The sequence below is a fragment of the Kribbella sp. CA-253562 genome (genome assembly GCF_050942265.1).
Taxonomy (GTDB): Bacteria; Actinomycetota; Actinomycetes; order Propionibacteriales; family Kribbellaceae; genus Kribbella.
Genome location: NZ_CP192049.1, coordinates 237,671 through 258,477, shown reverse-complemented (window position 1 = coordinate 258,477; position 20,807 = coordinate 237,671). Strand labels below are relative to the sequence as shown.

The window sequence follows — 20,807 nt, the reverse complement described above, 5'->3', positions numbered from 1 at the left end:
GAGCCGGCCGGGGACAGTTCACGTCTGCGAAAGCTCAGGAGCTGATCTGGTCGGCCCGCTTCTGCAGGTAGTCCCGCTCCGGCATCGACGTCGTACGCCGGGCCGCCAGCAGGTAGCTCGCCCGAGCGCCGTCCAGGTCGCCGGACATCTCCAGCAGGTGAGCCCGGACCGCCTCCAACCGGTGGTGGTCCTTCATCCGGCCGTCGGAGTCCAGCGGCTCGAGCAGTGCCAGGCCCTCCTTCGGGCCGACTGCCATGCCGACCGCCACCGCGTGGTTGAGCCGGACCATCGGGTTGTCCGAGATCTGCTCCAGCACCTGGTAGAGCGCGACGATCTGCCGCCAGTCGGTGTCTTCGGCCCGCTTCGCCGTCCCGTGCACGGCCGCGATCGCCGCCTGCACCTGGTACGGCCCCAGCTGCGTCCGGGCCAGCGCGTCCGAGACCAGCTGCTCCCCCTCGGCGATGGCCGCCTGGTTCCACTTCGACCGGTCCTGCTCGGCCAACGGGATCAGTGAACCGTCGGGCGCGGTCCGGGCCGGCCGCCGGGCGTCGGTGAGCAGCATCAGCGCGAGCAGCCCGGCCACCTCCCCGTCGTCCGGCAGCAGGCGCCGTACGCCGCGGGCCAGCCGGATCGCCTCGGTGGTCAGCTCCGCGCTGTGCAGGTTGTCCCCGGACGAGGCGGTGTAGCCCTCGTTGAAGATCAGGTACAGCACGTGCAGCACCGCGCCCATCCGCGCGTCCCGCTCGGCCTCCGGCGGCATCTCGAATGTCGAACCGGCCTGCTTGATGCTGCGCTTGGCCCGGCTGATCCGCTGCGCCATTGTTGCCTCCGGCACCAAAAACGCCGCCGCGATCTGCGCGGTGGTGAGACCGCCGACGGCCCGCAGCGTGAGCGCGATCTGCGAGGCCGGCGACAGCGACGGATGACAGCACAGGAACAGCAGCGTCAGCGTGTCGTCCCGCCCGCCCAGGTCGTCGATCTCCGGACTGGGCGCGACGAACTCCTCCGGCGACGCCATCGTCGCCGCGTTCTCCTCGCGTTTGCGCCGGGCCGACTCGCTGCGCAGCAGGTCGGTCAGCCGGCGCGATCCCACCCGGATCAGCCAGCCGCGCGGATTGTCCGGGACTCCCTCGCCCGGCCACTGCTGGGATGCGGCGAGCAACGCCTCCTGAACCGCTTCCTCGGCCAGGTCGAAGTGCCCGTAGTGCCGGACCAGCGCACTGAGCACCTGCGGCGCCTGCTCCCGCAGCAGCATCTCGAAGTCGCTCACCCGCTCACCTCGCTTCGTTCCGCCGCGGCGCGATCGAGCGCCGTCCTGCTCACATCTCCAGCCCGGACGCGTCCATCACCGGGCGCACCTCCACCGCGACGTACTTGGCGTCCGGCATGCGCGCGGCGTAGTCGATCGCCTGGTCGATGTTCTCGCACTCCACCAGGTAGAAGCCGGCCAGGTGCTCCTTGGCCTCGGCGTACGGGCCGTCGGTGGTGTTGCGGGTGTTGTCGGCGTCCACCGAGATCGTCCGGCTGGTGATCGGGTCGGCCAGCCCGGCCGCACTGACCAGCAGACCCTGCTCGGTGAGTTCACGCGTCAGCTCCTGGTGGGAGCGGGACAGATCCTCCCGCTGCTCGGCGGACAGTCCCGCCCAGCTCTCCGGGTTGGAGTAGATCAGCAGCATGTACTTCACGGTCACCATCCTGACGGTCAGCGAGGTCTCTGTGACCCCCTCTCACCCGGTACGTCGGAACCGGCGCCGCCGATTCGACAACGGCGGTGATGTCGAGGTGCCCCCCACCGCGCCGACGTCACCGGTGACAGCGACGCCCGGCCCGGGCGTCGCGCCGTACTGGAGGACCGATGCAGAACGCACCTGATCCGAAGCGCTGGGCGGCGCTCGCCCTGCTCTGCCTGACCGGTTTCATGATCATCCTCGACGCTTCGATCGTGCTGGTCGCCGTGCCGTCGATGGAACGGGACCTGACCTTCTCGAGCGGCGGGGTGCAGTGGGTGCCGAGCGGCTACGCCCTGATGTTCGGCGGTCTGCTGCTGCTCGGCGGCCGGGTGTCCGACCTGCTGGGCAGGCGGCGCGTCCTGATCGCCGGTCTGGCGGTCTTCGCCGGCTCGTCCCTCCTGTGCGGCTTCGCCTGGAGTGGTGACGCGCTGGTCCTGGCCCGTGGCCTGCAGGGCATCGCGGCCGCCGTACTGGCTCCCAGTGCGCTGTCCATCGTGATGACCACGTTCCCGGACGGCCCGGAGCGCAACAAGGCGCTGGGCATCTGGGGAGCGACCAGTGGCGTCGGCGGCACGGCCGGGTCGCTGATCGGCGGTCCGGTGACGGACGGACTCGGCTGGCAGTGGATCTTCTTCATCAACGTGCCCGTCTGCCTGCTGGTGATCGCACTGGCACCCGTGCTGTTGCAGGACAGCCGTGGTCCCGGCAAGCGCGGCTTCGACTTCACCGGCGCGCTCACCGTGACCGCTGGCCTCATCGTGCTCGTGTACGCCGTGATCCAGGCGCCCGAGTCGTCCGCCGGGCACACCACGCTGCTGGCTCTCGTCGCGGCGGCTCTGTTCGCCCTGTTCGTGCTGGTGGAGCAGCGCTCGTCGGCTCCGCTGCTACCGCTGCGGTTGTTCCGATCGCGCGCACTGGTCGGCGGGAACCTGATCACGATCGCCTTCGGCCTCGGCGCCTTCGGCCTCAACTTCGTCTACACCCAGTACGCCCAGCTCGCACTCGGCCTCTCGGCGATCCGGTACGGCTTGATGTCGTCGGTTCTGGCGGCGGCAGCGGTGTGCGGCTCGATGGTCGGCCAGAACCTGGTGACGCGGATCGGCACCCGTCCGGTCGCCGTCGGGTCGTTGCTGCTGACCGGTGTGGGCGCTACGGGGATGAGCCGGCTGACCATCGACTCCGGCTACTTCGAGCTGGCCTTCTGGGGTCTCACGATCTTCGGCGCGGGGCTGGGCGCCGGCACGGTCGCCGGGGCCATCGCCGCACTCGGGGACGTGGCCGGGGACGACTCCGGTGTCGCCTCAGGTCTGCAGAACGCCTGCTTCCAGATCGGCGGGGCGGTCGGCATCGCCGTACTGTCCGCTGTCGCAACGGCTCACACCAGCGGCTCCACACCGGCCGCACTGACTGCCGGCTACCAGGTGGCCTTCGCAGCGTGCTGGGCGTTCGTAGCGGTCGGACTGGTCGGCGCGGCTCTGCTGGTGACCCACAAACGAGCGCTGGTTGCGGTCTAGGGCGCGGAGAGCAAGGTCCCCCGCAGCTCGACGCGGTCGCCGACGACGGCGGCGACCTGCCCGGCGATCTCCTGGGCCCGCTCGTCGGCCGTGTCGATCATGAAGAAGCCCGCGATCTGCTCCTTCGCCTCGCCGAACGGTCCGTCGGTGACCACCCGGACGCCGTCCCGGATCTGGACGACCTTGCCGGCGCTGGGGAAGTCGAGGCCTTCGGAGCTGACCAGTTCGCCAGAGGCGGCCAGCTCGTGCTTGAGCTCGGTGAGGGCGCGGATCGTCGCGACGTCCTCGCTGGAGCCGGTCCAGGTGGTGTCGGTGTCGCCGAAGATGAGTACCAGGTACTTCATCCTCCGGATGCTAACGAACAGACCGGACCCCGCAAGCCACCTGGCTCGCGGGGTCCGGTCGCTCAACCGTTCAGGGGCCTGAAGGGCCCGTCGATCAGAACCAGTGTTTACGTCCCCCGACAGCACGACCGGTCGATCCGAGCAGGAACAGCACTGCTCCGACCACGAGCAGGATGACGCCGAGGGTCCACAGGATCGAGATCTTCAGCACCAGACCCAGCACGAGCAGGATCAGTCCGAGGATGAGCATGAATTCTCCTTTGTCCGTACGCCGCCCAGGCGGGAAGCGGCCGTCCAGACCAGTGCCCCGGTGTGTGAACCGATCAAACGTCCAACAATCGTTTGAATCAATTCCATGGGAATCGCGGGGTCCGTTTTTCCGTGAACGCGCGAACACCTTCGGTCAGTTCACCGCTCGCGATCGTCTCCTGGTACCGCTTGTCCGCAGCCGGTTCGGCGTCCTCACCGGCCAGCAGCGAGGTCACCGTCTCCTTGGCCGAGCGGATCGTCAACTGTGACCGGGCGACCAGCTTGGCCGCGAACGCGTCCACTTCGACATCCAGGTCGTCGGCGGCCACGACGCGGTCGACCAACCCTTTCAGCTCGGCTTGACCGGCCGACAGCAGTTCTCCGCTGAACAGCAGGTACTTCGTGGTGGCCGGTCCGACCAGGTCGAGCAGCACCTTGATCGCGGCCGGCGGGTAGACCACCCCGATCCGCGCCGGCGTGACGCCGAACGTGCTGCCGTGCGCCGCGAACCGGAAGTCGCAGTTGACCGCGATCTCCAGGCCGCCGCCGATGCAGTGCCCGCGGATCACGGCGAGCGTCGGCTTCGGGAACCGCCTGAGCGCCGCCTGGGCGCGCAGGTTCGCGGTCCGGATCTCGGCCATCGGATCGTTCGGATCGGCCCCGGCGACCAGTTCGGTGATGTCCGCTCCGGCCGAGAACGTCGGTCCCGCCCCGGAGACCACCAGCAGCTTGACCGCCGGGTCGGCGGCGAGCGGCTCGAGCAGCCCGGGCAGCGCCTCCCACATCCGCCGGGTCAGGGCGTTGCGCTTGTCCACCCGGTCGATCACCAGCCGGGACACCTCACCGGTCACGATCCTGAAGCCCTGGTCCATGACGCGCAGTCAAACAGAGCACACGCGCTGCCGCCGCCTGCCAGGTCACATCCGCTGGCCGCGCTTTCGACCGGTACGACGTTCGTAATGCGTTAAAACTCGTGCCGAGTTGTGCGACAGGCCGGTTTGTGTGCTTGACTCCTCCGGTCGATAACGTTTTGGTCTCGGCAGATTGGGAATATCAGTGGCTGAAGGACGGCATAGACAGGCACGACATCGTCAACCGCACCGCAAGGTGATCCGCCCCGGCATCGTGAAGGTCGCGATCCCCGGTGCGGCGGTGGCACTGATGGCCACCGGGTCGGCAGTTGCTTTCCCCGAACAGGCACCGACAGTCGAGACACCGCTCGCCAGCTCTCCCCTGCAGCTGGCGCGTGAGACCCAGACCAGCCGGGACGCCTACCGCCCCTCGCTCAATCTGAAGCCGAGCACCCCGCCGACGGCCAAGCCGAAGGCCCCGCCGGCCGCCAAGCACCTCAAGAAGCAGGCGCCGATCCCGACCAAGTCGGTGAAGACCCGCGCCGCCGAGACCGTGCGGACGCTGCCGCCGAAGATCATCGGCAGCAAGTACACCACCACCGATCTGAACGTCTGGACCGCTCCGGAGTCCAAGGGCGCGCTGCTGACCGTGCTGTCCAAGGGCACCAAGGTCTCGGTCACCGGCGAGGTCAAGGGCATCTGGGCCGAGATCGTCCGCAACGGCGCGTCCCGCTGGGTCAAGGCCGAGTTCCTGGCGGCCACCAAGCCGGTCGAGAAGGTCGTCGAGGCCGGCACCGACCCCGAGGCACCCGACGGCGTCTCGTCCGCGGCCTGCAAGTCCGGCTCCGGCGTCGAGGACGGCCTGACCGCCGACGCGATCCGGGTGCACCGCGCGGTCTGCGCGCTCTTCCCCTCGGTCACGTCGTACGGCGGTGTGCGCTCCGGCGACGGCGGCGAGCACGGCACCGGCCGCGCGCTGGACATCATGGTCACCGGCTCCACCGGCGACGAGATCGCCGCGTACGTGCGCTCGCACGCCAAGGAGCTCGGCGTCAGCGAGGTCATCTGGGAGCAGCGGATCTGGACCGTGCAGCGCAGCAGCGAAGGCTGGCGCGGCATGGAGGACCGGGGTGGCGCGACCGCCAACCACTTCGACCACGTCCACGTCACCGTCTACGGCAGCCAGGGCACGGCCTAGTCAGTCACCACTCGGGGCTTCGACCGCCCTGCCGAAAGGGCCCGGACGTCACGTCCGGGCCCTTTCGCCGTTCTCAGGGCCTGAGGTTGTGGTTCAGGCGGAACAGGTTGTCCGGGTCGTAGCGGCGCTTGACCGCACGCAGGCGGGTGAGATCGGCGCTCGAGTACGCCGTCGCGGCGCGGGCCGGGTCGGCCAGGAAGTTGACGAACGTCCGGCCGGTCGGGCGCAGGACCTCGGCGAGCTCGGGCACGTCCCGGTCGATGATCACCGAGTACGGCGCCTCGCGGTGCGCGACCGGTCCCGCGCCGGGGCCGGGGTTGGCCATCGCACCGGCCCAGTGGCGGATCTCGACCGTCGGGCCGTCGAGCGTCGCGAGCGCGTCGAGCAGGTCGTCGGGCAGCTCGTCGACCAGGTCGAGGTAGCGGGCCGGCGTACCGCCCATCGCGGTGTCGGCGAAGGTGGTCGTGCGCAGCTCACCGGCGACGACCGGGCCGGCCACGGCGTACAGGGGCTTGAGCAGGTGTTCGGCGAGCTCCGCGTCACCGCAGTACAGGACCTTGAGGCCAAGCAGGCGGCGGCCGTCGACGGTCGTCAGGGTGACCGCGGTGCTCAGCTCGTTGGGGATCGTGGCGGTCCAATCGCGGTAGGTCTTCAGGATCTCGGCGGCAGCCTCGAAGTAGACGATGCCTGCGTAGACCTCGTGGACCGGGTAGAGGCGGAACTCCAGCGACGTGACGATGCCGAAGTTGCCGGTGCCGCCGCGGATCGCCCAGAACAGGTCCGGGTGCTCGTCGGCCGTGGCGGTGACGACTCGGCCGTCGGCGGTGACCACCTCGGCGCGGATCACGCTGTCGGCGGCGTACCCGTACTTGCGGGCGAGCCAGCCGATGCCGCCGCCGAGCGTGTAGCCGGTGACGCCGACGTCGCGCGACGAGCCGGCCAGCCCCGCCAGCCCGAACTCCGCGGCGGCGTCGAGCACGGCGCCCCAGCGCACGCCCGGCCCGACCTTCGCGATCCGGCGTTCGGGGTCGATCAGCAGCGAGGTCATCGCGGACGTCCGCAGCAGGATCCCGCCGTCGGCCGGCACCCGCGTGCCGTGCCCGGTCGCCTGGACCGCGATCGGCACGCCGTACTCGCGGGCCGTCCGCACCGCCGCCTGCACGTCGGTCCGCCCGAACGCCTCGGCCACCACCAGCGGCCGCGAGTCGAACGCCGGCACGATCGACCGGCGCAATTCGTCGTACGCCGCATCGCCCGGCCGGTGGATCGCGCCGTTGAACCCGTTGCCGAGCAGCCCCGCGACGACGTCCGTGCCCGCTACCTGCTCCACCTGCACGCTCATGCCCCACTCCGTTCTCCTGGTCTCACCGGTACGTCGAGCGAGGGAGAACGAAATCGACAGGGCAGGCGAACTAGTTTTCCAGCGCCTGCAGTCGGGCCGGATCGGCGAGGATGTTGATCTCGACGATGCGGCCGTCGCGGACTTCGACGGCCATCACGCCGAAGAGCTCGCCGTTCAGCACGGTGATCACGCCCGGCGCGCCGTTGACCGTCGCGACCTGCGTGTACGGCGACATCCGCGAGAACAGCAGAGCCTGCGCGACGACCGCCCGGGCACCGCGGACCAACCTTGACGCCGCCAGCGCGTCGGCGGGAACGGCGCCCGCGTCGGCACGCAGTACGACGTCCGGGTGGAGCAGGGCGAGCAGACCCTCGAAGTCGCCGGTGCGGGAGGCCGCGAGGAACGCCTCGATCACCTCACGCTGCCGCCCGGCGTCGCCGTCACCGGTCGGCGCGCCCTGGACGCGGCGGCGTGCCCGGCTGGCCAGCTGACGGGTCGCTGCCGAGCTCTTGTCGAGGATCGACGCGATCTCGTCGAAGCTCACCCCGAACAGGTCGTGCAGCACGAACGCGAGCCGCTCCGCCGGCGACAGCGTCTCCAGGACGACCAGCATCGCCAGCCCGACCGCGTCGGACTGCAGCGCCTCCTCCTCCGGGTCCAGCCGGCTCACCACCGGGTCCGGCACCCAGGTGTCGATCGGGTCCTCCCGCCGGGACTTGCGCGAGCGCAGCATGTCCAGGCAGACCCGTGACACCACGGTGGTGAGCCAGCCGGTCAGGTTGGTGACTTCGCCGACGTCCGACCGGCTGAGCCGCAGCCATGCCTCCTGGACCGCGTCGTCCGCCTCACTGAGCGAGCCGAGCATCCGGTACGCCACCGACCGCAGATGTCCACGGTCCCGCTCGAACCGGCGCGCTAGCTCGTCCTGGTGGTCCACCGCCACAGTCTCCGTCCACGAGGTACCACCAGGGCGACGTACGGGCCGTGACATGCGTGACAGCCGCACCGATGATGGGGTGATGCAGTTCGACGGCACTGAGCTCGACACCACGGTCTGGTCGCCGTACTACCTTCCGCACTGGAGCTCTCGCGCCGCCTCGGCGGCCCGGTACGAGCTGGACGGCTCCCATCTGCGGCTGTTCATCCCACCGGACCAGGGCCTGTGGTGCGCCGACGACCACCAGCCACCGCTGCGCGTCTCAGGCATCCAGTCGGGCAACTACTCGGGACCGGTCGGCAGCACAGTCGGCCAGCAGCCGTACCGCGACGGGCTGGTGGTCCGCGAGCAGCAGGACCCGTTCTGGGGCTGGACGCCCCACTTCGGCCGCATCGAGCTCCGCGCTCGAGCAGACCTGTCCCCACGCTCGATGGTGTCGCTGTGGATGGTCGGCCTCGAGGACCGGCCCGAACGCTGCGCGGAGATCTGCGTGATGGAGGTCTTCGGCAACGCGCTTCAACCGGGTTCGGCCGCGGTCGGCATGGGCCTGCACAGTTTCCGCGACCCGTCGGTGCCCGAGGACTTCGAGGCGGTCCGGCTCCCGATCGACGTCGCCGAGTTCCACACGTACGCCGTCGAGTGGACCGCCGAGCAGGCCGAGTTCTTCGTCGACGACCAGCCCGTACGCCGTTGCGCCGCTCCGCCTGACTATCCGCTGCAGCTGATGCTCGCGGTCTTCGACTTCCCCGAGTGGTCGACCGGAGCCGACGACCACCTCGTGCCCGGCTTCACCGTCGACTACGTCCGCTAGAGTTCGAGTATGTCCGCGCGCCTGAGCAGCTGGTGGCCCGTCTCCTAGACGGCCCCTTTCTGCTGCGCGCTCACCACCGGCCGTCTCGTCGAGGCGGCCGTTGCTGTATCTCCTCGTCGGGGCGACCCCGCACCCACCGAGGAACCCGATGGCACTCACCGCTCGACGCACCTGGTCCGGCCTGATCACCGACCTGCTCACCGGTCACGACCTGACGCCGGACGACACTGCCTGGGCCATGGACCGCGTGGTGGCCGGCGAGGCGTCGTCCGCTCAGGTGGCGGGCTTCCTGGTCGCCCTGCGCGCCAAGGGCGAGACGCCGGCCGAGATCGCTGGACTGGCGGCGGTGCTGCGAGCCGCTGCGACACCTGTACGGGTCCCCGGACCGCTGATCGACATCGTCGGCACCGGCGGCGACGGGCTGGGGGCGGTGAACATCTCCACGATGGCGTCGATCGTCGTTGCTGCCACTGGGGCGACTGTGGTGAAGCACGGCGGACGGGCGGCGTCGTCGAGCACTGGCGGTTCGGCCGACCTGGTGAAGGCTCTGGGCGTTCCGCTCGACCTGGCCGCGGCGGAGTCCGTTCGGTTGGCCGGGATCGCCTTCCTGCACGCACCGCAGTACAACCCGGCGCTGCGCCAGGTAGGCGTCGTACGCCGTGAGCTGGCGGTCCCGACCGCGTTCAACGTGCTCGGGCCGCTGATCAACCCGGCAGACCCGAAGCACGGACTGATCGGGGTCGCGGACGAGCGGATGCTGCCGGTGGTTGCTTCGGTGCTCGCCGAGCGCGACTGCTCGGTTCTGGTCGTGCGCGGCGCGGACGGCCTCGACAAGCTGACCACTACCGGGCCGTCGCGCGTCCTGACGGTCCGGGACGGCGCGGTGAGCTCGGCCGTGTTCGACCCGCGCTCGGTCGGCATCCCGCTGAGCGCCCCGGCGGATTTGTGCGACCCGGATCCGGTGGCCGTCGTACGGCGGCTGCTGGCGGGTGAGCCTGGCGCCGTACGGGACGTCGTACTGCTCAATGCGGCGGCTGCACTCAGCACACTGCCCGGCGGGCGATCACTGGAGGCCTGTCTGGAGCAGTGCGCCGCTGCGATCGACAGCGGCGCGGCAGCCTCGACGCTGGACCGCTGGGTCGGCATAGCCTGATCGGATGGACCAGGAGGCGTTCGGGCAGCTCGTCGGGGCGCTGCGCGGCGAGCTGCACGCCCACTGCTACCGCATGCTCGGTTCGGACCATGACGCCGAGGACGCGGTGCAGGAGACGCTGCTGCGCGCGTGGAACGCCCTGGACCGGTTCGAGGACCGCGGTGGGCTGCGGCCCTGGCTCTACAAGATCGCCACCAACCGGTGCCTGACGCTGATCGAGCGCCGGGGGCGGCGGGAAGTGCCAACTGGAGACGCTGTGCTGGAGGCCTTGCCGGAGCACCGGCTGGCCTGGACAGCTTCGCTGGACCCGGAGGCGCGCGTCGTGGCGCTGGAGAGCGTTGAGCTGGCCTTCGTCGCGTCGCTGCAGCAGCTGTCGCCGTTGCAGCGGGCAGTGTTGCTGCTGCGCGACGTACTGGCGTTTGCGGCGCGGGAGGTGGCTGAGCTGCTCGACACCACGGTTGCTGCGGTCAACAGTGCGCTGCAGCGGGCGCGGCAGGTGGTGGGTGCCGGCTCTACCCAGCAGCAGATGCTGGCGTCGCTCGGTGAGGACGGTCAGCGCGAGCTGGCCCGGCGGTACATGGCCGCATGGGAGGCGCGCGACGTGGACGCGATCGTCGCGATGCTGACCGAGGACGCGAAGTACTCGATGCCGCCGCTGCCGGAGTGGTACGCCGGGCGTGCCGGGATCCGCGGGTTCCTGCTGGACGGGCCGCTGCGGGAGGAGTGGCGGTTCGTGCCGGCGCGGGCGAACGGGCAGCTCGCCTTCGGCACGTACCGGCTGGTCGACGGGCGGTTCGAGCCGTGCGGGCTCGACGTCGTCACGCTGCGCGGCTCGGCGATCGCGGAGGTCGTGTCGTTCCTGGAGGCCGACTTCGCGTCGTACGGGCTGCCGGCTTCGCTGCCGCGATGAGTTTCGGCTTCGAGCGGGGTTCCAGTGGTGACAACCCCGTACGAGAGGACCCGAGATGGACGAGATTCGCGAACTGATCGAGCGCTGGGTCGCCGCGGTGCACGCCGGCGACCTGGCCACGGTGCTGGCCGACCACTCCGAGGACATCGTGATGTTCGACGTGCCACCGCCGTACGACGGGGTGCGGGGGCTCGCGGCGTACGAGGAGACGTGGCCCGGCTTCTTCGAGTGGCAGGCGTCCGGCGCGTCGTTCGAACTGGTGTCGCTGGAGATCACCGCCGGGTCGGACGTCGCCTTCGCCTTCGCGCTGCTCAAGTGCGGGATGCCGGACGAAACTGCCGACCGTCGGCTGCGGTTGACCATCGGCCTGCGCAAGCTCGACGACCGCTGGACCGTCACGCACGAGCACCACTCGTTCCCGCACGACGAGATCCCGTCGCCGGTCGGCGAGTCCGCCGTCCGCGAGGTGCTCGACGACTGGACCACCAAAACCGCCGCGAGCGACCTGGACGGCCTGATGGAATCCATCGCCCCCGAGGTCGTCTCCTACGAACACGCCGGCCCCCTCCAGTACGCCGGCCGCGACGCCGTCCGCGAGGTCTGCGCCGCGGGCCTGAAAACCCCGGCCACCTTCACCACTCCCGACCACACGATCATCGCCCGGAACGATTTGGCCGTTGCCTGGGGCATCGATCACGTCACCGCGGAGACTCCTGACGGTCGCGTCGAGTCCCAGTCGAGAGCCACCCGGGTCTTCCGGCATGGTCCCGAGGGCTGGCGGTTGATCCACCAGCACTTGTCGTTTCCACAGTGACGTCAGTCGGCGCACGATGAAGCGCGCCGACGGCTGGCGGGACTCCGAGAACTACAGCCTCGACTGGGAGTCCCGCCGTACCGGCTAGGCCGCCGGGGCGTCGTACCAGCCGCCGTTGACGTGCAGCGTCGTGCCGGTGATGTACGCCGCGCCGGGGCTGGCGAGGTACGCGACGGCAGAGGCGATCTCGTGCAGGCGGCCGAGGCGGCCGATGTTGTTCGGGGCGAGCTCGCGGGTGAGGGTCGGCTCGATCTCCTCCCAGGTCTGGCCCCACCCCTGCTTCCGGCCGAGCGCGGTGAGGCTTTCCTCGGCCGCGGGAGTCACGATGCCGCCGACGGCAATCGCGTTCGAGGTGACGCCGGTGCCGCTCAGCTCACGCGCCAAGGAGGCCGCGAGATTCTCCCGCGCAGCGTTCGACGCGCCGTAGTGCGGCTGCCGCGCACTGGGCAACGACCCGATTACGCTGCCGATCTGGATCACCCGCCCCCACCCACGCTCCCGCATCGCCGGCACCAGCCGCTCGATCAGCCGCACACTCGTCAGCACGTTGACGTCGTACAACCGCGCCCAGTCAGCCGCCTTCAAGTCCGCCCAACCCTTGGCCGGCTCGAACACCCCCACGTTGTTGACCAGTACGTCGACCGGCCCATCGACCGTCGCCGCCCGCGCAACCTCGTCGGCCCCTTCCTCCGTCCCGAGATCCCCGATCGCCACCGACGCCTTCCCGCCGTCGGCGACGATCTCCTTCGCCACCTGCTCGGCCCGCTCCTGATCCCGCCCGTGCACCACGACAGCAGCTCCTTCAGCCGCCAGCACCCGAGCCACCTCGGCCCCCAACCCAGAGCTGGACCCTGTCACCAGCACCTTCCGCCCAGCCAATCCCAGTTCCATCCCACTGCTCCTCATCTTTGGACCGATAAGTCCATTCTGCCGCGCAAAGATTGGACTGACAAGTCCAATCTGCGAGCAGTCCCCCCGCCCCTTGCACCGGCAAGATCGACTGCACCGGTCAACCCGGTGACAATGGCGCCATGGCATTCGAGCTCCACAGGGGCGAGACGATCGAGCTCAAAGGACGCCGGATCACCGTCACCGCGACGGCATGGGACTCATTACCCCGGGTGCGCGACCATCTCATCGAGGTGGCCAGAAGGCGCGGATCCACGACGTACGGGCAACTCAAGGCCGACCTGGACCTGCCGCACGCCACCAACGGCCTGGGACGCTTGCTCGACCTGCTGTCCGTCGACTGTCAACGTCGAGGAGAGCCGTCACTGGCGGCCATCGTCGTCAACGCCACGACTGACGAGGTGGGCAGCGACTTCGGTGGAGATGCCGTCGCCGAGCGCCGCGATCTGTACACCTACTGGACCTGACCGGCACAGCAACACCCACTCGGCCTACGGCGGAGGGCGTGGGATTCGAACCCACGATGACGGTCACCCGCCATACCGGTTTTCAAGACCAGCGCACTCGGCCACTATGCGAGCCCTCCAGGCGGGGCCCGCAGTGCGGGGCCGCCGAGGGTCGAGGATAGCGCGTGGGGGTCGCGGGGGCGTCAGGTGCGCTTGGTGCCGGGTCTGGATTGGCGATTAAAGGCGTGGAGCTCGGCGGGGGCGGGTTGTTAGGCTCGGCGGCCGAGATCGGAGTGCTTCCTCATGCCTACAGCCACGTCCCTCGGACTGCCCAACGTTCGCGGCCGGGTTCCGCTGCTGGTCGGACTGGCCATCGACTCCTTCGGCGGCGGGTGCGCCGGGCCGTTGCTGCTGCTGTTCTTCGTGCGGGTCGCTGACATTCCACTCGGTACGGCGGGGGTGCTGCTGACCGTGGCGACGCTGTTCTCCGTGGCGGCGCCGGCAGCGGTTGGAGTGGTGATCGACCGGGTCGGTCCGCGCAACCTGGTGACGGCGGCTCAGTTCGCGCAGGGGTTGGCGTTTGTCGGGTTCTTCTTCGGGCGGTCGGAGTGGCTGCTGTTCCTGTGCGCTCTGCTGACCACTACCGGGCAGCGGGTGTTCTGGTCGTCGGTGTTCAGCCTGCTGGCGGATGTGTCTGACCCGGGCGACCGGGATCGCTGGTTCGGGCTGGGCGGGATGATGCAGGCCGGCGGGTTCGGACTGGGCGCACTGGCGGCCGGTGCGCTGTTGACACTGGACGGGGACCTGCCGTTCCTGCTGGCCATCGCACTGAACGCCGTGACGTTCTTCGTGGCCGGGGTGCTGATGCTGTGGATCCACCCGGACCACACCGCTCGGCCCACTGAGGACACCGGTCCGGCGCCGCTGCTGCGGCGCGACAAGCCGTTCCTGGTGCTGATCGGAGCCAACACGATCCTGGCGCTCTGCACGATGCTGATGGGCGTCGGGCTGCCGGTCTACGTGAGCGAGGCCCTGCCGGCGCCGAAGTGGCTGGTCGGCGTACTGCTGGCGGCGGTGTCCGTCGTACTGGCGACCGGGCAGACGCTGGTGGTTCGCCATACGGAGAAGCGGCGGAAGATCAACGTGATGGTGCTCGTCGGCCTGCTGTGGACGGTCTGGGGGTTACTGATGGCCGGCCTGCTGCACATCCCGGCCGGACTGGTCGTACCCGGTCTCGTGCTGGCCACCGGGGTCTTCGCCGCCGGTGACGTGCTGCACGCGGCGACCGGGAACGCGCTGGCGGCGGCGGTGGCGCCCGAGCGTGGACAGGGCAAGTACTTGTCGTACTGGCAGTACTCGTTCACCTTCGCGAGCGTGCTGGTGCCGGTGTTCTTCGCCCAACTCTTCGTCGTCGGGCACGAGCTGCCCTGGCTGGCGATCTCCGCGCTCGCGCTGGCCGCGGCGGCGACGCTCGTCGCACTGGATCGGGTGCTTCCGGACGCCACGGCTCAACGTCGCTGAACGGAGGGGCTCAGGTTGTTTGAGTCGTCAGGTTTTGTTGCGTGCCTTCGAACAGGTGTTCTAATGTTTTCCGTGTAGCGCGCGGTACCTCTTTCCATCTCAGACCTTCGTCCGAGCGGCCGAACCTCCCACCTCCGATGTGGACGGCCGGTACGGCGATGGCCGCCCGGGGAGGTGAGGACCCCGGGCGTTGGAGGACGTCGTCAGCGGCTCTCGGGTAGAAGGGAGGTGGTTCCACGAGAGAGGACAAGTCATGTTGCTGGAACATCGCGGCCGGCGACCGGTCGTGCCGGAGTCGGCGTATGTCGCGCCGTCGGCGGTGCTGTGTGGTGCGGTGGTGCTCGGCGAAGGCTGCCGGGTGCTGCACGGCGCGGTACTGACCGCCGAGAACGGCGAGGTCCGGCTCGGGACGAACTGCGTGGTGATGGAGAACGCCCTGGTCCGCGGCCGGGCCGACCATCCCGCCCAGATCGGCGACGCGGTGCTGATCGGACCACACGCGCACGTGAACGGCGCCACGGTCGAGGACGAGGTCTTCCTCGCCACGGGCGCCGCGCTGTTCCCAGGTTCCGTCGCGGGCACCGGCTCGGAACTCCGGATCAACAGCGTCCTGCACGTCAACTCCCACCTGGCCGCCGGAACGGTCCTGCCGATCGGCTGGATCGCCGCCGGCAACCCCGCCGAGCTCTTCTCGCCCGACCGGCACGAGGAACTCTGGGCGGCCCAGGAACCACTCGACTTCCCCGGCACCGTGTACGGCGTACCGCGGGGTACGCCGATGCGCGAAATCATGGCGCGCCAGTCGGCGTACTACGGATCCCACCTGGAGGACCGCCTGATCGACGATCTCCCGAGCAACTAGAGCCACCGCGGGCGACGATTTGGTCGCCTTGCAGCTGAGCCAGCTGAGCGAATGCGCTGTGCTGGAACGGCGACCTTGGTCGGTATCGCCGACTGCAGCGAGGCCCGATCAAGTCCCTGACCGCGCCAGGCCGACGACGCGGCTGGCGGGGACGTCGAGTGTGCAGTCGGTCAGCGCCCAGCGGCGGCTGGAGCACGAAGGGCCGGTGGCGGCGCGGCCGGGGCGCGGGACATATGAAGGAGGGCCGGGGCGGCGCTGCAGGAGGGCCCGTGCCGCGCTGAAGGAGGGCCCGTGCGGCGCTGAAGGAGGGCCGGACGGCGCGATGGCCGTGCTTGGGAACGACCCGAGGCATCCGGCGCCCTGAGGTCCTCCTGCTGGACGAACCCGCGGCGGGACTCAACGCCCAGTCCCGGTTTGCACGTGCACCCAGTTGTCCTAGGGCCGTGTCGCACTGGCTGCTGCGCGCGCTGTCATGCGCTGAAGCGCCGGTGTGCTGCGCGCGGCTCGGCTTGACCCGGCGGTACTGGATCACGCGCTGACCCCCGGGCGATCCCCTGCCGCTCGGTCTTGGGCATGCACGAAACCCCTTTTCTGCAAGGGATCCGCAGTCGACACCGCGTCGACGTCGCGATCTCGCATTTGAGCGCCGCCTCCTTCAGGCGGACCTTGAGTGAGCGCCGCCTTCCTTCAGGCGGAGTGAGCGCCGCCTTTCTTCAGGCGGAGCTTGAGTGAGCGCCGCCTTTCTTCAGGCGGAGCTTGAGTGAGCGTGGACGAACTGCCGCACAAGCGTCTGCGCTAGGCGCCGAGTCGCCGCCGTACGCCGCTCCTGGTTGGCCGGATGAATTCGTGTACAGGAGTCCGCTCTGGCTGAACTGTCGCCGTGCGACGAATTGGTGCGAGCTTGCCGTTCGCTGGGGTCTTGGTGAGGCTGGGGCGAAGTTGGCTCGGATGGGGCGCTCTCCGCAGTTCGTCGGCTAGGCGCTGTCCGCAGTTCGGCTAGCGGGAACGCTGGTCACTCGTCGAACACACTCAGCAGTCGGAAGCGGCGAAAGCGTCCGGGAGGGCGGGCGGCGCAAGTCATTTGGCCGTCGACGGTGACGATCTCGGATCGCACCTCGACGGTCACTCTGGAGCCTGCTTCGGAGCTGCCGGTCGGCTTGAAGGTGCCGGCGGCCGACAATTTCGTGTCGGCGAGCGGAGTGTGGCCGTGGCGCGGTGAGGCGGCGTCAGGCGCGGGATTGGTGCCGGCCGGCGTTGCGGGGGTGGACGTGGGGCTGTCACCGGAGGTGGCGAGGGTGATGGACCAGAGGTCCGGAGATTCTCCTCGGACGGCGACGGGCTGGAGGGCGTCCAGAGATGTCGAGTGGCCGGATCTCCTGGCGAAGTGTTGGGCGGCTTGCACGGCCGGGGATAGCGCGCCTGAGCCTCGGTAGTACGTCGGGTTGATTCGGCCCTGGTCGTAGGACTGAGCGAGCGGAACTGCTTGGTCGGCGGGAACGTGGCCGTAGAAGAGGCTGTGGGGGAGGAAGACCAGATTCGCTGCGAAGCGGTCGCCGCCGATGTGGCTGCATTCCCAGGTTCGGTCGGGATAGGCGGCGGTGAGGGCCGCGGCGGCTGGGCGGCCTCGGACGGCGCAGCAGGCGTCGTGGCGGCCGTGGGTGCAGACCAGGTAGATGGGGTCGGTGCTGGGGGTGCCGGGGTCGGCGCCGGTGAGGACGGCGAGGAGGTGTCCGTCGGTGGGGAGTTCGCCGGTGCGGATGGATTCGTGGCCGGGGCGGGAGTCGACCAGGAACCAGCGGCGCGGGGTGCCTGCGGTGAGGCGGCCGTGGCGGCGGATGAGGACGGGGCGGCAGCGGAGTTTGGTGCAGAGTTGGGCTAGTTGGGTGGGGAGGTCGGCGGTGGGGGGCTGCGCGGCTGATGGTGCGGTTGGTTGAGGTGCGGAGCGGTGGAGGGCGGTGAGGGCCACGCGGGGCCAGGGCGCGTTGAGTTCGATGAGTAGCCAGCGTTCGGCGGGTGGGGCGGACGCGAAGAGTTCGTCCCCGCGGCGTTCAGCGGAAGCTGCGCAGCCGGTTTCGGGCCGGTAGCGGGAGTCGACGGGTGAGCCCGGCCGCTGGGATGCGACCGGGCTTGAACGTGCCGCGCGCTGGTCTTCGGTCCGTTCCGGGCGGAGCGGTTCGGGTGGGATCACGTAGGGCTCGCGACGAGCACGGCTTCTGTCATCAGGCGTCGGGTGAGGACCACCTGGTCCTCAGGAGGCAGGTCCGGCAGGTCACCTACGGCGAACGGCGCACCGGAGCACGCGGCCGCGACGGCAGCGCCGGTCTCCGGCGGGAATGTGATCGTGCGATCGGGCAGATTCAGACGGACCGGATTGCCCGGGACTAGATGGTGGTTGAGGCCTGGACGCAGACGGACCGTCGTACCGACCTTGAGCTCGGCGATCGCCGCGGCGTGGGCCAGAGGGGCGAGTGGCGCCGGGCGGTTCCCGGACCAAGTACGGCGACGCAGGCGATCGGCCAGATCCTCCGCGGAGGCGGTTTGCAGGTGTTCGGTGAAGAGGGCTACGACCTTGTCGAGTTCGGGCGCGAGCTGGGCCGGGTCGCCCGGGTTGAAGCCCAGCGGAAGCGCTGTGCGCAGCTCGACCTCGTTGGCGGCCAGCGCGGCGAGCTCCTGGATCAGCAGGTAGCGCGTCATCGTGTGCAGGCCGACAGTCAGGTGTGCGCTGACGCCGCCGAGTGCCTTCGCGGAGTGCAGGAACCCGCGCGGCACGTAGAGCGCATCACCAGGCCGCAGTACGGCGTCGACCACCGGCTGCTGCTCCCGCGCTGCGGCGGCGACGGCCTGGGCGTGGTCGGTCCAGGGCTGGTTGCGGAGCGGGTCGACGTGGACCGGTTCGTGAACGGTCCAGTGTTTCTCGCCCGCGACCTGGAGGACGAAGACGTCGTGCACGTCGTAGTGCGCCGAGAAGCCTTGCGACTCGGGCGGCGTGATGTACGCGTTGATCTGGACTGGATGGCCGGCGTCGGACGACAGCTGCGTGGAGAAGTCGACCAGCGCGGGCCAGGTGCGGTGAAGCGCCTGCAGTACGACGGTGTGCCCGCTCGCGAACAGCGCGGCGACCTTGTCGTCGCGGACCTGGTCGGCGATCTCCGCACCGACCCCGCCGGAGCCGGTGAACTGGTTGTCGCCGACCACCGCGCCGTTCTTGGCGATGCGCAGGAACGGCGTACGGAGGCCTCGGCGGGACAGCAGTTCGTCGACCGCGGCGAGGCTGAACAGGTCGGCGAAGGCCGCAAGGTCGCCGGAGCGTTCGGGCTGGTCACCGGCGCCGGGAGTTGCCAACTCCTCGCGCGGCGAGAGCACGGCTCGGCGCCCCCAGTAGTTGCTCGCGAACTCCTCCAGGTCTCCGGCGACGCAGCGCCGGAGAGCCGGGCGGCTGTCCGGCAGCGGCCCGGTCTCCGGCACCGCGCTCACCGACTTCCGAAGCTTTCGCCGGCACCGCCGTCCGCGCCACCGTCGACCGCGTTGGGGTCGGCTCCGCCGTCCATCGGTCCCTCGCCGCCACCGCCGGCACCGCTGTCCGCGCCGCCGTCAGCACCGCCATCGCTCACGCCCGGCGAGGCTCCGCCGTCCGCGGGACCTTCCGCACCGGCGCCACCGTCGGCACCGCCGTCACTCACGCCGGCCGAAGCTCCGCCGTCCGCGGGACCCTCCGCACCGCCGTCAGCACCGCCATCGGTACCGCCCGGCATCGCCCCGCCGTCGGCCGGGCCTTCGCCGCCGCCCGCACCACCGTCGGCACCGCCGTCACTCACGCCCGCTGAGGCGCCGCCGTCGGCCGGACCCTCCTGGGAACCGCCGTACCCACCGCCCGGCGTGGCCTGGTTGCCGGCACCGCCGTCCGCACCGCCGTCGTTCGCACCAGGGGTCGCGCCCCCATCGGCCAAGCCCTCACCGTCGCCGGACGAGGTGGTCATGTCATCGTCGTTGAGACCCATGATGCTGCTCCTTTCGCGGGTACTTGTGTGTCCACCCTGTGCGCAAAGTCCAGCAGGGGTAAACCCCTGGGCGGATCACAAGCTCCCGGCAGTTCAGCGGCGATTCGCCGCTACCGCGACGCACGTCAGCCGAGCACGTCCCACCAGACCTTGAGGAACGCGTCGGTGACCGGCTCGGGGCGAACAGCGATGCGCAGCCAGTCGGGGCCGAGCCCGGGAAAAGTGTCGCCACGACGGACCGCGAAGCCGCGCTGCCGAAGCGCCTCGCGGATGCGGTCGGCACCATCGACACGGACGAGCACAAACGGCGCCCGCGACACGCCGTAGGACAGCGGCATGGCGCCCGACGCATCGCCGTACGGCGTGAGGAGGCCGGCAAGAAGGTGAGCCCGTTGCCTCTCGAAATCCTCGGCAGCTTGGTGAGCTTCAGCCGCCGCGCGAGGCGTGCTGCAAGCGATCGCGGCGGCCAAGGCAGGGGTGGAGACCGGCCAATGCGGCTGTACGGCGGCCAACTGCTCGATCAGTTGCGGGGCAGCGACGACATAGCCCACCCGAAGCCCGGCCAGTCCCCAGGTCTTGGTGAGACTGCGGATGACGACGAGCCCCGGAATCGACGCGGCGACAAGCGACTCGGGCTCACCAGGTACGGCGTCCATGAAGGCTTCGTCGACGACGAGGATGCGGTCGGGGCGCGCCAACTCCCGCAGAGTGTCGGCGGGGTGCAGCACCGAGGTCGGGTTCGTCGGGTTGCCGATCACCACGAGGTCGGCGTCCGCCGGAACGCTCGACGGGTCGAGCGTGAAGCCGGCCTCCGGGCTGAGGACAACGCGGTCGACAAGGTGACCGGCCGAGCGCAGGGCCGACTCGGGCTCGGTGAACTGCGGGTGCACGACAACAGCGTGGCGCGGCCGGAAGGCACGGGCGATCAGCACGAACGCCTCCGCGGCCCCGGCAGTCAGCAGGATCCTGCCGGGGTCGCACTCGTGCCGAGCGGCGACGGCGGCGGTCGCTGCCTCGGTCCGTGGGTACGCCGCGAGGTCGGTGAGCCCGGCGGTGATCTCCTCGAGCAGCCACGGCGGCGGCGTCCCGGCGCGCACGTTGACGGCGAGGTCCACCAGCCCGTCGCCGACTTCGCGGTCCCCGTGATGGTCCAGGTCGAATCCGTCCACAGCCACCCGAGGAGGCTAACCGGCGCCGGCCGTTGCCCGGGCACGTGCC

Annotated in this window: 21 protein-coding genes and 1 tRNA gene; 9 read left to right on the top strand and 13 right to left on the bottom strand. The window is 70.1% G+C overall.

The features are described 5' to 3' along the window. Positions 1 to 34: 34 nt before the first annotated feature. Positions 35 to 1,270: an RNA polymerase sigma factor gene (locus ACQPXM_RS01285; protein WP_432943854.1), complete on the bottom strand. Its 1,236-nt coding sequence runs from the start codon at positions 1,268 to 1,270 to the stop codon at positions 35 to 37. A 49-nt stretch (positions 1,271 to 1,319) separates the two neighbouring features. Continuing rightward, the gene (locus ACQPXM_RS01280; RefSeq protein ID WP_432950917.1) at positions 1,320 to 1,676 is read right to left on the bottom strand and encodes a YciI family protein; all 357 of its coding nucleotides are present in this window, start codon (positions 1,674 to 1,676) and stop codon (positions 1,320 to 1,322) included. A 179-nt stretch (positions 1,677 to 1,855) separates the two neighbouring features. Here ACQPXM_RS01280 and ACQPXM_RS01275 point away from each other — a divergent pair, with 179 nt between their 5' ends. Beyond that, positions 1,856 to 3,244 (top strand): MFS transporter, encoded by a 1,389-nt coding sequence (locus ACQPXM_RS01275; protein WP_432943852.1) that lies wholly within the window; start codon positions 1,856 to 1,858, stop codon positions 3,242 to 3,244. Here the strand turns inward: ACQPXM_RS01275 and ACQPXM_RS01270 are convergent. From ACQPXM_RS01270 to ACQPXM_RS01260, 3 genes are all read right to left on the bottom strand, one after another. After that, a complete protein-coding gene (locus ACQPXM_RS01270) occupies positions 3,241 to 3,588 on the bottom strand; it encodes a YciI family protein (protein ID WP_432943850.1) in 348 nt (115 codons plus the stop codon). The two genes, ACQPXM_RS01275 and ACQPXM_RS01270, sit on opposite strands and share 4 nt — an antisense overlap. Positions 3,589 to 3,682: 94 nt before the next feature. Next, the gene (locus ACQPXM_RS01265) at positions 3,683 to 3,838 is read right to left on the bottom strand and encodes a DUF6131 family protein (protein WP_168197405.1); all 156 of its coding nucleotides are present in this window, start codon (positions 3,836 to 3,838) and stop codon (positions 3,683 to 3,685) included. A gap of 97 nt (positions 3,839 to 3,935) precedes the next feature. Continuing rightward, on the bottom strand, positions 3,936 to 4,709 hold the full coding sequence (locus tag ACQPXM_RS01260) for an enoyl-CoA hydratase/isomerase family protein (RefSeq protein ID WP_432943848.1): 774 nt from the start codon (positions 4,707 to 4,709) through the stop codon (positions 3,936 to 3,938). Positions 4,710 to 4,944: 235 nt separating this feature from the next. On the opposite strand from ACQPXM_RS01260, the gene ACQPXM_RS01255 reads away from it, so the two are divergent. Next, positions 4,945 to 5,886 carry an SH3 domain-containing protein gene (locus ACQPXM_RS01255; RefSeq protein ID WP_432943846.1) on the top strand — a complete coding sequence of 314 codons (942 nt, stop codon included), beginning with the start codon at positions 4,945 to 4,947 and terminating at the stop codon, positions 5,884 to 5,886. A 73-nt stretch (positions 5,887 to 5,959) separates the two neighbouring features. On the opposite strand, the gene ACQPXM_RS01250 is transcribed toward ACQPXM_RS01255, so the two are convergent. Beyond that, on the bottom strand, positions 5,960 to 7,228 hold the full coding sequence (locus tag ACQPXM_RS01250) for an FAD-binding oxidoreductase (RefSeq protein ID WP_432943844.1): 1,269 nt from the start codon (positions 7,226 to 7,228) through the stop codon (positions 5,960 to 5,962). Positions 7,229 to 7,298: 70 nt separating this feature from the next. Beyond that, positions 7,299 to 8,165 carry an RNA polymerase sigma factor SigJ gene (gene sigJ, locus ACQPXM_RS01245; RefSeq protein WP_432943842.1) on the bottom strand — a complete coding sequence of 289 codons (867 nt, stop codon included), beginning with the start codon at positions 8,163 to 8,165 and terminating at the stop codon, positions 7,299 to 7,301. Between the two features lie 52 nt (positions 8,166 to 8,217). On the opposite strand from sigJ, the gene ACQPXM_RS01240 reads away from it, so the two are divergent. The 4 genes from ACQPXM_RS01240 to ACQPXM_RS01225 all read left to right on the top strand — a co-directional run bounded on the left by ACQPXM_RS01240 (position 8,218) and on the right by ACQPXM_RS01225 (position 11,853). Further along, on the top strand, positions 8,218 to 8,976 hold the full coding sequence (locus ACQPXM_RS01240; RefSeq protein ID WP_432943840.1) for a glycoside hydrolase family 16 protein: 759 nt from the start codon (positions 8,218 to 8,220) through the stop codon (positions 8,974 to 8,976). 148 nt (positions 8,977 to 9,124) lie between these two features. After that, complete coding sequence (gene trpD / locus ACQPXM_RS01235; RefSeq protein ID WP_432943838.1) at positions 9,125 to 10,129, top strand: anthranilate phosphoribosyltransferase; 1,005 nt, start codon at positions 9,125 to 9,127, stop codon at positions 10,127 to 10,129. A 4-nt stretch (positions 10,130 to 10,133) separates the two neighbouring features. Further along, positions 10,134 to 11,039, top strand: a complete 906-nt coding sequence (locus tag ACQPXM_RS01230) for an RNA polymerase subunit sigma-70 (protein WP_432943836.1) — start codon at positions 10,134 to 10,136, stop codon at positions 11,037 to 11,039. A 55-nt stretch (positions 11,040 to 11,094) separates the two neighbouring features. Continuing rightward, positions 11,095 to 11,853 (top strand): nuclear transport factor 2 family protein, encoded by a 759-nt coding sequence (locus tag ACQPXM_RS01225; protein WP_432943834.1) that lies wholly within the window; start codon positions 11,095 to 11,097, stop codon positions 11,851 to 11,853. Positions 11,854 to 11,937: 84 nt separating this feature from the next. On the opposite strand, the gene ACQPXM_RS01220 is transcribed toward ACQPXM_RS01225, so the two are convergent. Then, positions 11,938 to 12,744, bottom strand: coding sequence for an SDR family NAD(P)-dependent oxidoreductase (locus ACQPXM_RS01220; protein WP_432943832.1), 807 nt, complete (start codon positions 12,742 to 12,744; stop codon positions 11,938 to 11,940). Positions 12,745 to 12,884: 140 nt separating this feature from the next. Between ACQPXM_RS01220 and ACQPXM_RS01215 the strand changes: the two genes are divergently transcribed. Continuing rightward, positions 12,885 to 13,229 carry a hypothetical protein gene (locus ACQPXM_RS01215; protein WP_432943830.1) on the top strand — a complete coding sequence of 115 codons (345 nt, stop codon included), beginning with the start codon at positions 12,885 to 12,887 and terminating at the stop codon, positions 13,227 to 13,229. A gap of 30 nt (positions 13,230 to 13,259) precedes the next feature. On the opposite strand, the gene ACQPXM_RS01210 is transcribed toward ACQPXM_RS01215, so the two are convergent. After that, a tRNA-Ser gene (locus ACQPXM_RS01210) sits at positions 13,260 to 13,348 on the bottom strand. A gap of 163 nt (positions 13,349 to 13,511) precedes the next feature. On the opposite strand from ACQPXM_RS01210, the gene ACQPXM_RS01205 reads away from it, so the two are divergent. Both ACQPXM_RS01205 and ACQPXM_RS01200 read left to right on the top strand, forming a co-directional pair. Beyond that, positions 13,512 to 14,729: an MFS transporter gene (locus ACQPXM_RS01205; RefSeq protein WP_432943828.1), complete on the top strand. Its 1,218-nt coding sequence runs from the start codon at positions 13,512 to 13,514 to the stop codon at positions 14,727 to 14,729. A gap of 253 nt (positions 14,730 to 14,982) precedes the next feature. After that, on the top strand, positions 14,983 to 15,591 hold the full coding sequence (locus ACQPXM_RS01200; RefSeq protein ID WP_432943826.1) for a gamma carbonic anhydrase family protein: 609 nt from the start codon (positions 14,983 to 14,985) through the stop codon (positions 15,589 to 15,591). Positions 15,592 to 16,603: 1,012 nt separating this feature from the next. Here the strand turns inward: ACQPXM_RS01200 and ACQPXM_RS01195 are convergent. The 4 genes from ACQPXM_RS01195 to cobC all read right to left on the bottom strand — a co-directional run bounded on the left by ACQPXM_RS01195 (position 16,604) and on the right by cobC (position 20,764). After that, positions 16,604 to 17,779: a sucrase ferredoxin gene (locus ACQPXM_RS01195; RefSeq protein WP_432943824.1), complete on the bottom strand. Its 1,176-nt coding sequence runs from the start codon at positions 17,777 to 17,779 to the stop codon at positions 16,604 to 16,606. Then, the gene (locus ACQPXM_RS01190) at positions 17,776 to 19,065 is read right to left on the bottom strand and encodes a cupin domain-containing protein (protein WP_432943822.1); all 1,290 of its coding nucleotides are present in this window, start codon (positions 19,063 to 19,065) and stop codon (positions 17,776 to 17,778) included. Before ACQPXM_RS01190 ends, ACQPXM_RS01195 begins: the two co-directional genes overlap by 4 nt. Beyond that, a complete protein-coding gene (locus ACQPXM_RS01185; protein ID WP_432943820.1) occupies positions 19,062 to 19,589 on the bottom strand; it encodes a BatC protein in 528 nt (175 codons plus the stop codon). Before ACQPXM_RS01185 ends, ACQPXM_RS01190 begins: the two co-directional genes overlap by 4 nt. A gap of 125 nt (positions 19,590 to 19,714) precedes the next feature. Continuing rightward, positions 19,715 to 20,764, bottom strand: a complete 1,050-nt coding sequence (gene cobC / locus ACQPXM_RS01180; protein ID WP_432943818.1) for an Rv2231c family pyridoxal phosphate-dependent protein CobC — start codon at positions 20,762 to 20,764, stop codon at positions 19,715 to 19,717. Positions 20,765 to 20,807 lie beyond the last annotated feature (43 nt).

Excerpts from the sequence above, each read along its gene's own strand:
- ACQPXM_RS01280 (WP_432950917.1), bottom strand. The coding sequence starts at position 1,676 with ATGCTGCTGATCTACTCCAACCCGGAGAGCTGGGCGGGACTGTCCGCC.
- ACQPXM_RS01275 (WP_432943852.1), top strand. The coding sequence starts at position 1,856 with ATGCAGAACGCACCTGATCCGAAGCGCTGGGCGGCGCTCGCCCTGCTC.
- ACQPXM_RS01270 (WP_432943850.1), bottom strand. The coding sequence starts at position 3,588 with ATGAAGTACCTGGTACTCATCTTCGGCGACACCGACACCACCTGGACC.
- ACQPXM_RS01265 (WP_168197405.1), bottom strand. The coding sequence starts at position 3,838 with ATGCTCATCCTCGGACTGATCCTGCTCGTGCTGGGTCTGGTGCTGAAG.
- ACQPXM_RS01260 (WP_432943848.1), bottom strand. The coding sequence starts at position 4,709 with ATGGACCAGGGCTTCAGGATCGTGACCGGTGAGGTGTCCCGGCTGGTG.
- ACQPXM_RS01250 (WP_432943844.1), bottom strand. The coding sequence starts at position 7,228 with ATGAGCGTGCAGGTGGAGCAGGTAGCGGGCACGGACGTCGTCGCGGGG.
- ACQPXM_RS01240 (WP_432943840.1), top strand. The coding sequence starts at position 8,218 with ATGCGTGACAGCCGCACCGATGATGGGGTGATGCAGTTCGACGGCACT.
- trpD (WP_432943838.1), top strand. The coding sequence starts at position 9,125 with ATGGCACTCACCGCTCGACGCACCTGGTCCGGCCTGATCACCGACCTG.
- ACQPXM_RS01230 (WP_432943836.1), top strand. The coding sequence starts at position 10,134 with ATGGACCAGGAGGCGTTCGGGCAGCTCGTCGGGGCGCTGCGCGGCGAG.
- ACQPXM_RS01225 (WP_432943834.1), top strand. The coding sequence starts at position 11,095 with ATGGACGAGATTCGCGAACTGATCGAGCGCTGGGTCGCCGCGGTGCAC.
- ACQPXM_RS01220 (WP_432943832.1), bottom strand. The coding sequence starts at position 12,744 with ATGGAACTGGGATTGGCTGGGCGGAAGGTGCTGGTGACAGGGTCCAGC.
- ACQPXM_RS01215 (WP_432943830.1), top strand. The coding sequence starts at position 12,885 with ATGGCATTCGAGCTCCACAGGGGCGAGACGATCGAGCTCAAAGGACGC.
- ACQPXM_RS01205 (WP_432943828.1), top strand. The coding sequence starts at position 13,512 with ATGCCTACAGCCACGTCCCTCGGACTGCCCAACGTTCGCGGCCGGGTT.
- ACQPXM_RS01200 (WP_432943826.1), top strand. The coding sequence starts at position 14,983 with ATGTTGCTGGAACATCGCGGCCGGCGACCGGTCGTGCCGGAGTCGGCG.
- ACQPXM_RS01185 (WP_432943820.1), bottom strand. The coding sequence starts at position 19,589 with ATGGGTCTCAACGACGATGACATGACCACCTCGTCCGGCGACGGTGAG.